The 11531-nt window shown below is 71.0% G+C and carries 10 protein-coding genes and 1 pseudogene; 5 read left to right on the plus strand and 6 right to left on the minus strand.

Annotated elements, in window-relative coordinates; translation table 11 throughout:
* Nucleotides 1–159 precede the first annotated feature (159 nt).
* The gene (gene uvrC, locus QOL99_RS06795; RefSeq protein ID WP_285522488.1) at nucleotides 160–2010 is read right to left on the minus strand and encodes an excinuclease ABC subunit UvrC; all 1851 of its coding nucleotides are present in this window, start codon (nucleotides 2008–2010) and stop codon (nucleotides 160–162) included.
* 69 nt (nucleotides 2011–2079) lie between these two features.
* Here uvrC and QOL99_RS06800 point away from each other — a divergent pair, with 69 nt between their 5' ends.
* Together QOL99_RS06800 and QOL99_RS06805 are read left to right on the plus strand one after the other, a co-directional pair.
* Complete coding sequence (locus QOL99_RS06800; RefSeq protein WP_285522489.1) at nucleotides 2080–2775, plus strand: spheroidene monooxygenase; 696 nt, start codon at nucleotides 2080–2082, stop codon at nucleotides 2773–2775.
* 10 nt (nucleotides 2776–2785) lie between these two features.
* On the plus strand, nucleotides 2786–3406 hold the full coding sequence (locus tag QOL99_RS06805) for a histidine phosphatase family protein (RefSeq protein WP_285522490.1): 621 nt from the start codon (nucleotides 2786–2788) through the stop codon (nucleotides 3404–3406).
* An 85-nt stretch (nucleotides 3407–3491) separates the two neighbouring features.
* On the opposite strand, the gene aspS is transcribed toward QOL99_RS06805, so the two are convergent.
* The 3 genes from aspS to QOL99_RS06820 form a co-directional block, all read right to left on the minus strand.
* A complete protein-coding gene (gene aspS, locus QOL99_RS06810; RefSeq protein WP_285522491.1) occupies nucleotides 3492–5231 on the minus strand; it encodes an aspartate--tRNA ligase in 1740 nt (579 codons plus the stop codon).
* A complete protein-coding gene (gene hisS, locus QOL99_RS06815) occupies nucleotides 5228–6550 on the minus strand; it encodes a histidine--tRNA ligase (RefSeq protein WP_285522492.1) in 1323 nt (440 codons plus the stop codon). The genes aspS and hisS overlap by 4 nt, the downstream gene beginning before the upstream one ends.
* An 86-nt stretch (nucleotides 6551–6636) precedes the next feature.
* Nucleotides 6637–7005: an IPT/TIG domain-containing protein gene (locus tag QOL99_RS06820; protein ID WP_285522493.1), complete on the minus strand. Its 369-nt coding sequence runs from the start codon at nucleotides 7003–7005 to the stop codon at nucleotides 6637–6639.
* 104 nt (nucleotides 7006–7109) lie between these two features.
* On the opposite strand from QOL99_RS06820, the gene QOL99_RS06825 reads away from it, so the two are divergent.
* On the plus strand, nucleotides 7110–8045 hold the full coding sequence (locus QOL99_RS06825; protein ID WP_407650147.1) for a diacylglycerol/lipid kinase family protein: 936 nt from the start codon (nucleotides 7110–7112) through the stop codon (nucleotides 8043–8045).
* 92 nt (nucleotides 8046–8137) lie between these two features.
* Nucleotides 8138–9100: a tyrosine-type recombinase/integrase gene (locus QOL99_RS06830; protein WP_285522495.1), complete on the plus strand. Its 963-nt coding sequence runs from the start codon at nucleotides 8138–8140 to the stop codon at nucleotides 9098–9100.
* On the opposite strand, the gene lnt is transcribed toward QOL99_RS06830, so the two are convergent.
* Nucleotides 9046–10518, minus strand: coding sequence for an apolipoprotein N-acyltransferase (gene lnt / locus QOL99_RS06835; protein ID WP_285522496.1), 1473 nt, complete (start codon nucleotides 10516–10518; stop codon nucleotides 9046–9048). The two genes, QOL99_RS06830 and lnt, sit on opposite strands and share 55 nt — an antisense overlap.
* A gap of 88 nt (nucleotides 10519–10606) precedes the next feature.
* Here lnt and QOL99_RS06840 point away from each other — a divergent pair, with 88 nt between their 5' ends.
* A complete protein-coding gene (locus tag QOL99_RS06840) occupies nucleotides 10607–11311 on the plus strand; it encodes a metallophosphoesterase family protein (RefSeq protein WP_285522497.1) in 705 nt (234 codons plus the stop codon).
* A gap of 7 nt (nucleotides 11312–11318) precedes the next feature.
* On the opposite strand, the pseudogene QOL99_RS06845 reads toward QOL99_RS06840, so the two are convergent.
* A pseudogene (locus tag QOL99_RS06845) lies at nucleotides 11319–11531 on the minus strand (aminotransferase class V); the annotation flags it as partial.

An 11531-nucleotide genomic window follows, 5' to 3' on the forward strand; every position in this document is an offset into this window, starting at 1 on the left:
GCGCGACCGCGCCGTCCGGGAGGCCCGCGCCGCACAGGCCCCCCGCCCCGCCTTCCTCGCCCGCCTGAGCCTGCGCCCCCGCCTGCGTCCCGCATGACCCGCCGTCAGAACTGGAACCGCCCCCTTCGCTGAAGAAGGGGGCGTTCGCTTTGGACTTCGCTACGCCGGAGTCCCGTTCGCCGCCCGCGCCTGCAGGAAATCCTTCACGCTCTGCGCCGCCCGCAGCGACATGCCCGGCACCCGGGCGATCTGCTCGACTGGGGCGGAGGCCAGGTCCTCCAGGCTGGTGAAATGCTCCAGCAGCGCGTCCCGCCGCTTCTGCCCGATGCCCGGCAGGTCGTCGAACACCGAGCGCAGCATTCCCTCGCCCCGCAGCTTGCGGTGGTAGGTCACAGCGTAGTGGTGCACCTCGTCGCGCACGCCGATCAGCACCCGCAGCGCCGGGTGCGTCTGCGGCAGCAGCAATTCCCGGTCCACCCCGATCTCGGTTCCCGACTCCAGCCACCACTGGGCCCCGTAGCGCCCCGGCAGGACCAACCGCTCCTCGCGCTTGGCGAGGCCCACCACCGGCACCCGCACGCCGGCGGCCCGCAGCGCGTCGAGCGCCGCGTTCACCTGCCCGCGCCCCCCGTCGATCAGGATCAGGTCCGGCAGCGGCAGCTTGTCCGAGAGCGACCCCGTGAAGCGCCGGGTGATCGTCTGGTTCATCGCCGCGTAGTCGTCGGGCCGCTCCAGCCCCCGCACCTTGAAGCGCCGGTGCTCCCCGCGCCGGGAGCGCCCGCCCTCGAACACCACCATCCCGGAGACGATATTGGTCCCGAACAGGTTGGAGTTGTCGTAGCCCTCGATGCGCCAGGGCCGCTCGGGCAGCGCGAGCACCTCCCGCAGCGCGTCCAGCCCCGGATGGTCGCCCCGGCGCTCCAGCAGCAGCAGCTCGGACTCCAGCCCGGTCTGCGCGTTGCGCTGCGCCATCTCCACGAGGTCCACCTTGTCCCCGCGCTTGGGTGTGCGCATCTCCACCCGGCGCCCGGCCCGCTCGCTGAGCAGCGCACTCCAGACCGGCGCGTCCTCGTACTCGGCGGGCAGCAGGATCAGCGGCGGTACGTGCGTGGCCTGCGCGTAGTAGTCCTGCACGAAGGCCCCCAGAATCTCGCCCAGGTCCCCGCCCCCCTCCGCGTCGGTCAGGAAGCGCTTGTCGCGCCCCACCACCCGCCCGCCGCGCATCCGGAACAGCTGCACCATCGCGTACTCGCCCGCCTGCGCGACCCCCAGAAAGTCGAGGTCGGTCTCCTCCGACACGAAGGCGTGCTGCTCGGTCCCGAACAGCTTCTCCACCGCGCTTACCCGGTCACGCACCCGCGCCGCCTGCTCGAAATCCTGCGCCCGCGCCGCCACCTTCATGTCCTCGCGCAGCCGGGCCAGCACCGGGGCCGCGCGGCCCTCCAGCAGTGATTGCACGTCCTCCACCACCCGCCGGTACTCGCCGGGGTCGGCCGCGTCCACGCAGGGCCCCAGGCAGCGGCCCATATGGTAGTTCAGGCAGGGCCGGGGCTTTTTCTGGAGGGGCAGTCCCGAGTTCTTGCGCAGCGGGAACATCGTGTCGATCAGGTGCTTGACCCGCCGCACCGCCGAGGCGTCCGGGTACGGCCCGTAGTAGCTCGCCCCGTCCTTCACGACCCGCCGGGTCACGACCAGCATGGGAAACTGCTCGTTCGTCAGCTTCAGGAAGGGGTAGTGCTTGTCGTCCTTGAGCAGCACGTTGTAGTGCGGGCGGTGCTGCTTGATGAGGTTGGCCTCCAGCACCAGCGCCTCGACCTCGTTCCGCGCCGTGATGAATTCCAGCGAGTCCGCGAGCGCCGTGAACTTGCCGCTCTTGCCCCCGGCCTTGAAGTGCTGCCCCACCCGCGAGCGCAGATTCACCGCCTTGCCGATATAGATGGGCATGCCCCCCTTGCGGAAGATGTACACGCCGGGCGAGGCGGGCAGCACGGGCAGGTCGTCGAGATGCACGCCCCAGGATAGGGGAGAGGTACGTTCCCTCACCGCGACAGGGGTGACGCTCGCCCTACACTCTCCCCCGTGCCTTCCCCCCTCGTCACCCTGACGGTCAACCGCTCCCCCCCCGCCGGGGCGTGGCGCGGCTGGCAGAAGATGGGCACCGACCCCCTGCACCTGCGCCGGGTCCCCGGCCTGACCTTCTTCCGGCTGCTGGGCACGGGCCGGGGCGACGACCTGACCCTGGGGGCCGACTTCCGGCGCTGGGCACGGCTCGCGGTCTGGAAAGACGAGGCGGCCTTCCGGGAGTTCGAGACTTCCCCGTGGCGTGGGCGCGAACGGGCGCACCTGGCGGGGAGCGGCACCCTCCTGCTGCGCCCGCTGCGCTCGAAGGGCCACTGGGGAGGCCGGGAGCCCTTCGGATCACCCGCCGCCGAACCCTCCACCGGTCCCCTCGCCGTCCTCACCCGCGCGGCCATCCGCCCGGCCCGCCTCCGCGCTTTCTGGTCCGCCGTTCCCGCCTCGCAGCAGGGGCTGCACACCCACCCCGGCCTCCTCCTGACCCTGGGAATGGGCGACGTGCCCCTGCTCTCGCAGGCCACCTTCAGCGTGTGGGAAGGTGCCGCGAGCGTGAAAGCCTACGCCTACGCCGGGGCCGGGCACCGCGAGGCCATCGCCCGCACCCGGCAGGAAGGCTGGTACTCCGAGGAACTCTTCGCCCGCTTTGAGGTCCTCGCCGCCGAGGGGGACGGGCTGGGGCTGGTCCTCCCGCCCCGCTAGACTCCGCCCCATGCCCGCCAACCGCCTCTTCCTCGTCCGACACGGCCAGACCGCCAGCAACGTGGCCCAGACCCTGGGAGCCAGCCACGACGATCCCCTCGACCCGGTGGGAGAGGCGCAGGCGCGGGCGGTGGCCGCCCATTTCGCGCGTCTGGACCTCCCCACTCCGGCCGTCTACGCCAGCCCCTTTCGCCGGGCCGGGCAGACGGCGGCGGCCATCGCGGACGCCCTGGCCGTTCCCGTGACCGTGCTGCCCGGCATTCAGGAGATCGAGGTCGGTCCGCAGTGGCACGGCCGCCCGTACGCCCATCTGATCAGCCACGTCCATGAAATCGACCTGCCCGGTGGGGCCTTCGGCTTCGCGGGGGGAGAGACGCTGGAGGAGGTGGCCGACCGCTTCCTCGCAGCGTTGAGGCAGCCCCTGGCCCGTGGACAGCTGCCCATCGTCGTCTCGCACGGTGGGGCGCTGACGGCCGCCCTCGCCCGGCTGCTGGGGCAGGACATCCGCGCCGTGTGGCAGGACCCACGCTACACCCACGCCAATACCGCCCTGACCCAACTGGAGCGCCACGGGAACGGCTGGCAGCTCGCGCGATTGGCGGACGCGGCCCATCTTGAATCCAAGCCATGAAATAACCTTTTCACGATCCGGATTGATCGTGAATCCTTTCACTAATTTACGAACAAGAAGGGCAGCCGCAGCCCCCCTCTTTTCCTCATTCCTCCCCAGGCGCCACCTGCACCCCCACCTCCGCGAGCTGGGCAGGGGAGGCCGGGGCCGGAGCCTGCGCCATCAGGTCCGCGCCACGGTTGTTCTTGGGGAAGGCGATCACCTCGCGGATACTGGACGCTCCGGCCATCACCATCACCAGGCGGTCAAAGCCCCAGGCGATGCCGCCGTGCGGGGGCGTGCCGTACGAGAGCGCGTCCAGAAAGAAGCCGAACTGCTCGCGGGCCTGCTCGGGCGTGAAGCCGATCGCCGCGAACATCTGCCCCTGCACCGCCGGGTCGTGGATACGGATGGACCCGCCGCCCACCTCGAAGCCGTTGAGCACGAGGTCATACGCCTGGGCACGAATCTCACCCTGCCGCTCGGTGCCAAATAAGGCCACGTCCTCCGGGTGCGGGGCCGTGAAGGGGTGGTGCATGTAGGTCCAGCGCCCGGCATCCTCATCCCATTCGAGCTGCGGGAAGTCCACCACCCAGGAAACGTGGAACCGCGGCCCGCCCGCCGCGAGGTCAAAGAGGTCGCGCAGCGCGAGGCGTACCGCCCCCAGCGCGGTGACCGCCCCCTTCCACTCGCCCGCCGCGAACAGCAGGGTCCCGCCCGCCGCCACGCCCGTGCGCTCCAGCAACGCCGCCGCGACCTCCGGCGACACGAACTTGGAGATGCCCCCGGTGAACCCCCCGCCTTCGCGCCGCAGCCACGCCAGCCCCCTGGCCCCATTCTGCCTGGCGACCCGTTCGAGCTCGTCGATCTGCTTGCGGGTCAGCTCCGGCGCGGCGAGCACCTTCACCGCTCCTGCCGACGCGAACGCCTGGAAGCCCCCGCCCGCGAACAGGTCTGTCACGTCCACGAAGCCGAGGCCGAAGCGCAGGTCCGGCTTGTCCGAGCCGTAGCGGTCCATCGCCTCGCGGTACGAGAGCCGGGGAAAGGGGAGAGGCAACTCCACCCCCAGCACCTCGCGGAAGACATGGGCCAGCAACCCCTCCTGCCCCTCCAGCACGTCCTCCTGCGTGACGAAGCTCATCTCCATGTCGAGCTGGGTGAAATCGGGCTGGCGGTCCGAGCGCAGGTCCTCGTCGCGGAAGCAGCGGGCGAGCTGGTAGTAGCGGTCCACCCCCGCGATCATCAGCAGTTGCTTGAACAGCTGCGGCGACTGCGGCAGCGCGTAGAACTCGCCCCGGTTCAGGCGCGAGGGGACCAGAAAGTCGCGGGCGCCCTCCGGCGTGGACTTCGTCAGCATCGGCGTTTCCACGTTCACGAAGCCCGCGCGGTCGAGAAAGGCCGTCACCGCTGCCACCGCCTTTGAACGCAGCAGCAGGTTGCGGGTCATCTCGGGCCGCCGCAGGTCGAGGTAGCGGTACTTCAGCCGGATGTCCTCGGCCACCTCGCCGCCCCGGCCAAGTTCGAAGGGGGGCGTCTTGGCGCGGCTCAGCACCGTCACGCCGGAGGCCACGACCTCGTAGTCGGCCAGGCCCCCCTTGCGCTGCCCCTCGGGACGCTCGCGGAACTTCCCCGTCACCTCCAGCACGTCCTCACCGCGCACCGTGTCGGCGTCCGCGAAGGCGGGCGAGTCCGGCTCGACCTCCACCTGCATGACCCCGGAGCGGTCGCGCAGCTCGATAAAGATCAGCCCGCCCAGATCCCGGCGGCGGCCCGCCCAGCCCTGCAGGGTCACTGTCTGCCCCAGATGTGTTCCGCTGAGTTCGCCGATATAGCCCGTGCGTTTCATGCTTGCTCCCGTGTCCCGCGTGCTTGCTGCGAAAGGTCGTCCAGAAAGGCGTTCAGGTCAGCCACGGGCACTTCCCGCGTCTCGCCCGTGCCCAGATTCTTGATGTTCAGCACGCCCCGCGCGGCCTCGTCGCTGCCGATCACGGCGGCGTGGCGGGCGCGGCGGCGGTCGGCCTCGCGAAAGACACTTCCCGGTTTCATCGCGCGGTAGGCAAACTCGACGCGCCCATGCGAGCGGCCCGCCAGCGCCAGCCGCGCCGCGAGGCCCACGTTCGCCTCGTCCATCGCCGCGAGATACAGCAGCGGCCCGTCCACCTGCGCAAAGGCCACGCCCTCGGCCTCCAGCGCCCCCAGCACGCGCTCGATGCCGAAGGCCCAGCCGATGCCCGGCACCGCCGCTCCGCCCAGTTGCTCGGCGAGGCCGTCGTAGCGCCCCCCCCCGCCCAGGGCGGATTTGGCCCCGATCCCCTCGTGGTGCAGTTCCCAGGCCGTGCGGCGGTAGTAGTCCAGCCCCCGCACGATGGAGGGGTCGAGGTCAAAGGGCACGCCCCACTCGCGCAGGTACGCCTGAACCGCCCCGAAGTGCGCCCGGGCGTCCTCGCCCAGAAAGTCGAGCATCGGCTTCACGCCCAGTTCGGCAAGGAGCGCCTGATCCCCCGCGCTCTTGGAATCCAGAATCCGCATCGGGTTGCGCTCCAGACGGTCCTTCGAGTCGTCGGAGAGGCGGTCGGCGTGTGCTCCGAAGAGGCCCCGCAGATAGGCGTTGTACCGCTCGCGGTCCTCCGGGTCCCCGATGGAACCGAGTTTGACCCGCACGCCCGTGAGGCCCAGCTCGCGCACGACCTCCCACATCAGCCAGATCGCCTCGGCGTCCACCAGCGGGTCGGTGCTGCCCAGCACCTCGTAGTCGACCTGATGGAACTGGCGCAGCCGCAGCTTTTGCACGTTCTCGGCGCGGAACATCGGGCCATGCGTCCACAGCTTGAGGGGCGCGGGCAGCTGCTTGAGGCCATTTTGCAGGTAGGCCCGCACGATGCTGGCGGTCCCCTCCGGGCGCAGCACGTAGCCGCCGTGGTCCCCGAAGTAGTAGACCGTGAACATCTCCTTGCGGACGATGTCGGTCGAGCCACCCACGCCGCGCTTCACGAGTTCGGCTTCCTCGAACAGCGGCGTGGCGATGAACGAGGCGCCCGAGCGCTCCAGCACGCGCCGGGCCACGTCCTGCACATGGGCGAAGGCCGACGCCTGAATATCCCGCGAGAGTTTCGGACTGCCGTCCGGCAGGTGGTCCTGGGTGCCCTTGGGGCGTTGCAGCGGCATAACCCTGGGAGGATAGCAGGGAGCCGTCAGCTTTCTGCGGTCCGCAAAAAAGCCCCAGCCGGAGCCGGGGCCTTGTGCACGGTGGTTTACGGCCGCACGCTGTACGGCAGCCCGGTCGAACGCTTCCCGGCCACCTCCACAAAGAGCCACGAGCCGCCCGTCGGGGCGTCCGCCGGAACGGTCAGCACGATCTCGCTGTCGGTCCACGAGCGGACGCTGGCGGCGGGGAAGAGGTAGCCGCCCTCGCCCGTCTCGCTGGCGCCCAGGCGAATGCGCCCGGTGTGCGGCCCCCCGAGATAACGGCCCTGGATGGTCAGGGTGCCGCCCCGGGCGGCGGGTTCCGAGAGCTTGACGAGGACCGGCGTCACGGTGACGCCGACCACGGCCTGCTCACGCGGAGCGCACGCCGCCAGGGCTCCGGCGAACAGTAAAGAAGCAAAGAAGACACGCACCATAGAGAAAGCCTCCGAATCAGCAGTCTAATAACCCCCGAATGACCGGTCAAACTCCCCCCCCAGCCCCCACCCCCGATGCTGGTCCTGATTCCGGACCCGACGCCGTGACGGGCCTGACCCGTCTGGTCGACAAACGGGTGCTGGTCGTCTTCAATCCCCGCAGCGGTCAGGGCGAGAGCACCCTGCCGCAGTTTCTCGCCGGACTGCGGGCCGGGGGCGCCGAGGTGACCGAGCGCCAGCTGGAGCCGGACACCAGGATGGCCGGGTACGTCGAGGACCTCGCCGACTTCGACCTGCTGGTCGGCGCGGGAGGCGACGGCACGGTCAGCAGCCTCGCCTACGCCGCCCGCTACAAGGACGTGCCCATGCTGGCCTATCCGGCCGGGACCGCCAACCTGATCGCGCAGAACCTGGGGCTCCCGCGCGACCCAGTGCAGCTCGCCGCCATCGTCGCCGACGGGCACACCGTGCGGGTGGACCTCGGGGAGATTCAGGTGGGGGAGGAGACGAGCGGGTTTGCGATGCTCGCCGGGGCCGGGGCTGACGCCGCGATGATCCGCGACTCGGAGGACCTCAAGGAGAAATTCGGCGCGATGGCCTACGTCATGAGCGCGATGAAGCAGCTCAACCCCAAGAAAACCACCTTCCACCTCGTCATCGACGGCGAGCCGCGCACCTTCGAGGGCATCGGCGTGATGGTCGCCAACTTCGGGATGGCCAACTACCGCCTGCCCATCACCAGCGACATCAGCCCCTCGGACGGCAAGTTCACGGTCGTGCTGATGAAGGCCGGGAACATCCTGCGGCTCCTTCCCAACCTGATCGACTCGGTGCTGGTCAAGATGAACCTCTCGGACCCGGTATTTTCCGGGAACCTCGAGACCCTGGAAGCCAAGTCGGTCACGGTGGACGCCGACGAGCCGTTCCCGCTGCAGTACGACGGCGAGCTGCACGTGGAAACGACGCCGTTCACGGCGCGGATTCTGCCCGGCGCGATTCAGTTCCTGACGCCGATCGGGAAGACGGAACTGGACACCTGACTGGGCACGTCAATAGGCCCGGGGCCCCCGCATCCAGCGGGGGTTTTCCTTCCCAGGTTCTTCGTTGATAAGGCATGTTATCATCGGCCACCATGTCTGACGACCTGCTTCCCTACGTTGGCGACCGTCTCTCGCAGGCCCGCGGCCTGGGCAGCCTGACCGACGAGGCGCTGCGGGTCCGGGCGGTGACGGCGGCGCGGGACAAGGCGTTCGGGGAGTTGTGGGCGCTGACGCTGGCCTACCTCACCACCGACACCAGCGGCGGCGTGCGCCTCAGCCCGCACACGCTGCGGGCCTACCGCAAGGGCGTGGAGGTGCTGACCCTGCACGCGGCGGACCACGGCTGGAACCTGTTGCACCCCGGTCGGCGCGAGCCGGGGCTGTACGTGGCGGGGCTGGTGCAGTCGGGCCTGAAACCCGCGACGGTGCAGGCACGGGTGGCGGCGGCCTCGGCGCTGTACCGGGCGCTGCGCTGGGCCGGGGCGACCGACGCCGACCCCTTCGCCGACGTGAAGCGGCCCAGGGACCGGACCAAGGGCATCGTGAAGAATCCGCCCTACCGCCCGGACTTCGTGCAGGCGCTGCTGGCCGAGGCCGACCCACACGAGCGGGTGCTGCTGCTGCTGCTGACCCACGCGGGCCTGCGCATCGCGGAGGCGCTGGGCGTGGACTGGGCGCATGTGGACCTGCAGCGCCGCCGCCTGCTCGTGGCCCACGGCAAGGGGGACAAGGCGCGGCGGGTGCCGCTGAGTGCCCGGCTGCGGGAGGCGCTGGAGGCGGTGCGGCCCTCTGTGCCAGGTGGCCCCGTCCTGCCCTGGCGGGCCTATTCGACGGCCTACACCCGTCTCCAGAAACTCGCCCTGAAGTGTGGCCGGGAGCATGAGTTCCGCGGCTTTCACGCCGGGCGGAAGTATGCGGGCACCCAGCTCTACGCCGTCACGCGGGATTTCACGCGGGTGGCGGGCTTTTTAGGCCACGAGCAGGTGGACACCACCCGGCGTTATGTGGAGCTGCCGGAAGACGACCTCGACGACGTGGTGGAGGGGTTCCGGTAGGCGCGGTCCAGCCGCACCCCGTACCCCACCAGCAGCGCCGCGAGCAGCAGCGCGGGCAGGTCGCCGAGGCGGGTATACAGCGTCTGCCCGTCCAGACGGCGGGGCTGGACATGCACGGCGCCCTCCCCCCGCGAGAGCGTCTGCCGGGGGCGGCCCAGGTCGTCCACCGAGCCCGCGATGCCCCGGTTCACGCTGCGGACCACCCAGCGCCGCGTCTCGATGGCGCGGACCCGGCCCATCATGAAGTGCTGCTGTACGCCCCAGCCGTCGTACCAGCCGTCGTTGCTGACATTGACCAGCAGTTCGGCCCCCTGACGGGCGAGCTGGCGGCCCACCCAGGGAAAGACCGAGTCGTAGCAGACGTAGGCGCCGTACAGCACGCCTCCCAGCGGCAGGGGCGTCACCCGCTCGGCGGGCGGCAGGTTGGGGCCGAGGACGAGGCCGGTGCCCGCCTCGATCAGCCGGTAGAGGCCCGGCCAGGTGTCGTAGAGCGGGAAATACTCGCCGAAGGGGACCGGGCGGGCCTTGTCGGTCCGGGCCGCGACCTCCGAACCCGTCCAGGCGACCACCGTGTTGCGCCGCGGCACCCTGTAGGTGCTGACCCCGTACAGGCCGTCCGGCGGGACGGTGGGCAGCAGGCTGGGGTCGCGCACCGCGCTCTCGCTCCAGGCGACGACCTCAGCGGGGCGGCGGCTCTGGGTGGTCAGGCGGGCGGAGGCCTGATACAGCGCGTCCTGCGGCAGTGAGCGGTCGAACAGGTCCACGTCGGTGCGCAGCACCAGCAGGGGCTGCACCGGTCCCTGCCCCGGCACGCGGGTGACCCCGTAGGCGAGGGCCGCGATCCACACCGCCGACATCAGGACCAGCGGCGCCCGTCTCCCCCACCAGAAGCTGACCAGCGCGGCGGCAGTCGCGGCGACGACCACGCTGCCCAGCAGCACCCCGCCGAGGTCCGCGATCTGAATGGCGGGCGTGGGCAGCAGCGTGTAGCCCAGCGTCGGCCAGGGAAACGCGAGCGGTCCCAGAAAACGCAGCCATTCCAGGCCCACCCAGCCGCCCGCCAGCGCCCAGACCCGCGCTTCGGGCGAGCGCACCAGCCGGGCGGCGAGGGCCGCCATCGCCGCGAGAAAGGCCCCCTCCAGCGCGAAGAGGGCGAGGGCGAGGACGCCCATCGGCGCGAACCCGAACAGGTTGCCCAAAAAGGCGGTCAGCCACCACAGGTGCACCGCGCTGTAGGCCGCGCCCGCCCAGAAGATCCGGCCCACCAGTGCCCGCGAGGTGGGGGCCTGGGCCGCGTACATTAGCAAGACGGCGAGGGGAACGTAGGCGAGAAAGCTCCACTCCAGCGGCAGCCCGCAGGCGGCGAGGAGCGCCCCGAGCAGGGCGGCGGTCAGCGGGGGCGGGAGCCGGGTGAGCACTGCGCCATGATACGGACTCGGGCGGTCCCCACCCGACCGGGGGGACTGCGGGCCCAGGGGCAGGCCTGGTGCCGTAGCATGGGGCACTTTGCGACTGGCTTTTCTCAGTGACCTGCACGGCAATATCCACGCGCTGACCGCCGTTCAGCGGTTTCTGGCGGACGCGGCGGTCCACGGGGTGGTGGTGGTGGGCGACCTCGTGGGGTACGGGGCCTCGCCGGGGCCGGTGATCGATTTCGTGCGGCGCGAGGGCTGGACGGCCGGGCTGGGCTCCAGCGACCTGCGGGTGGCCCTGGACCTCGGCGGGCGCTCGGAGCGGCACGGGGTGGCCGAGCAGGTGCTGACCTGGACGCGCGGGGTGCTCTCGCCGGAGCAGCTCGACTTTCTGCGCCGCCTGCCCCCCGGCGGCCGGATGATGACCCCGGTGGGCCGGGTGCGCCACTTCCACGGCAGCCCCCACGACCCCGAGGACCGGCTCGACCTGATGGCCCCCGAGCGCGAACTCGAGGACCTTGCCGAGACGCTGGGAGCGCGGGTCGTGGTGGTGGGCGGCACGCACGTCCCCTTCGTGCGGGTGGTGGGCGACACGACCTTCGTGGACCCCGGCTCGGTGGGCCTGAGCCTGAACTCGGAGCCGGGGGCCGACGTCGCCATCGTGGACTGCGTGGGCCGCACGCCGCGCGTCACCCTGCACAAGGTGGGCTACGACTACGCCTCCTCCGCCTTCGACGTGCTGGCCTGGAAGTTGCCCCCGGTGATCGCGGACGTGATCCGGACCGGGCGGATGGGCTAGTCGCCCGCTACGCGCCCACGCCCAGCGCCTCCGCGAAGCGCTCGGCTGGCCCCCACACGCCCAGGACGGCCCCCAGCTCGGTCAGGAAGCGGTGATACAGGTCGGGCCGCGCTCCCTCGCCCATCAGGCCGAGGCGCCAGATCGCTCCGGCGGTCGGGCCCATGCCCCCCGCCACGCTGACGCCCCGCGCCCGCAGGGCGGCCCGCACCGCGGCGTCGTC

Origin of the sequence: Deinococcus rhizophilus, assembly GCF_030271215.1 — a bacterium.
GTDB classification, from domain to species: domain Bacteria; phylum Deinococcota; class Deinococci; order Deinococcales; family Deinococcaceae; genus Deinococcus; species Deinococcus rhizophilus.

What these genes read in the sequence shown, in the direction of transcription:
- QOL99_RS06820 (WP_285522493.1), bottom strand. Translation starts at nt 7,005, where the DNA reads ATGGTGCGTGTCTTCTTTGCTTCTTTACTGTTCGCCGGAGCCCTGGCG.
- hisS (WP_285522492.1), bottom strand. Translation starts at nt 6,550, where the DNA reads ATGCCGCTGCAACGCCCCAAGGGCACCCAGGACCACCTGCCGGACGGC.
- QOL99_RS06830 (WP_285522495.1), top strand. Translation starts at nt 8,138, where the DNA reads ATGTCTGACGACCTGCTTCCCTACGTTGGCGACCGTCTCTCGCAGGCC.
- aspS (WP_285522491.1), bottom strand. Translation starts at nt 5,231, where the DNA reads ATGAAACGCACGGGCTATATCGGCGAACTCAGCGGAACACATCTGGGG.
- QOL99_RS06805 (WP_285522490.1), top strand. Translation starts at nt 2,786, where the DNA reads ATGCCCGCCAACCGCCTCTTCCTCGTCCGACACGGCCAGACCGCCAGC.